Below are 1,087 nucleotides of genomic sequence, written 5' to 3'. Positions count from 1 at the left end.
CTTACGGTTCGCTCATTTTTGACCCTACTCCCTGAGATAGGAAACCATAAGTGAAGGCTCACCACAAGTGGCAGGGGGTGGCCCCTCATCATCGGCCAAGTTCGTATAAATCTTTAGGGGAATATTGAGACGAATTAAAATTTGTTGGTGAACGGGAGAAAGTTTAGTAAGATAGCGATTGCCTCCGAGAGCTATTCTAAGCGAAACTAAAGTAATTTCTTTAAAGGCTGCCAACAAGAGTTCGGCACTAGGTCTGGCCGTTTTCCGTTTGGGGTTTCCGGGGTAAATTCCTGAAATTTTTTCATCATATGAACTCAAACTTCGGCGCATCTCAAATTCTAAAAGTGTTAAGAGGCGTAATCCAATGGACAGCAATCGGATGAGTCCGATAATATGGTCTTCTCTTTGTAAATACATCGGAGTCAAAGATAAAGGGAATCCTTTCATTCTGCTGAACCCTTTCTCAACTAAATATTCATCCCGATAAACTAGGACGCCATCAGTCACCGACAACTGCTCGGATGGTGAATTACTCGCATAAACTCTCCAAGAACAACTGTTGAGTTTTTGGGTTAAAGCCTCGGACAATACCTGGACATTTAAAGTGACTAACTCTTCTTTAATGATTTGAGCCGGTTGGCCTTTGTACGCCCTCCGTTGAGAGATTTTCCTCTCGGTCGCATACTCAACGTTCAACAATCCCTCTACCTGATATTTTTCGATTATTCTTTCGACTTCGTTCTGGTAAGAGCTTAAACCAATCAACCGTTTTTTACCTTTCCTGGGTTGATTTAATTGTTCCAGTTCTAGTTGAGCTTTTTGGACTCGCTCTTTTAATGAGTTTTGGGCCGCGTTAGCTATCTTGATTGACCTGACTACTAGATGTCGTTCTTTCCAGTTGATTTTGCTTCCTTCAAACTCCGCCATTTGCTCGACTTCTATTTCAAAAGCTTCCGCTATTTTAGTCGGATCACCCGAATCTAAATCTCTATAAACTTGGGTTAATTCTTGACCGGTCTGTTCTCGCTCCATTAAATAACTGTTGAGAACGGATTCAGGAATTTGAGTGGCACTTAAGGGAACTAGA

General features: G+C 42.0%; 1 protein-coding gene. It reads right to left on the bottom strand.

Annotation, left to right across the window (positions count from 1 at the left end):
- Nucleotides 1-24: 24 nt before the first annotated feature.
- Nucleotides 25-1,087, bottom strand: a 1,063-nt coding sequence (locus NG795_RS28390; RefSeq protein ID WP_436836100.1) for an IS1634 family transposase, incomplete at its 5' end; no start/stop codon positions are given.

Origin of the sequence: Laspinema palackyanum D2c (assembly GCF_025370875.1) — a bacterium.
Taxonomy (GTDB): domain Bacteria; phylum Cyanobacteriota; class Cyanobacteriia; order Cyanobacteriales; family Laspinemataceae; genus Laspinema; species Laspinema palackyanum.
Note: the sequence above shows the minus strand (reverse complement) of the source record. Positions and strands in the feature narration are given on the sequence as shown.